Origin of the sequence: Vreelandella aquamarina, assembly GCF_020075495.1 — a bacterium.
GTDB classification, from domain to species: Bacteria; Pseudomonadota; Gammaproteobacteria; order Pseudomonadales; family Halomonadaceae; genus Vreelandella; species Vreelandella aquamarina_A.
Map to the genome: position 1 here is coordinate 1 of NZ_JABYQT010000073.1, position 201 is coordinate 201.

Here is a 201-nt window from a genome sequence, read left to right on the forward strand (position 1 = left end):
TGCGCTACAGCCTGACCGAGGGCAGCAACGCCGACGGCTACTACGCCATCGACGCGATCACCGGCACGGTCACCCTGACCGACGCGGGCGCGGCCCACGTCAACGGCGGCGGCAACCTGCCGGCGGTGAACGTGACCGTGACCGACGCACAAGGGCTAACGGCTAACAACACCGCCACCGTGGGTGACAGCGCCTTGCTGC

At 69.2% G+C, this 201-nt stretch carries 1 protein-coding gene; it reads left to right on the forward strand.

Going from position 1 to position 201, the window contains the following annotated elements:
- On the forward strand, window positions 1-201 hold a 201-nt coding region (locus HW452_RS17825; protein ID WP_224107364.1), incomplete at both ends, for a hypothetical protein.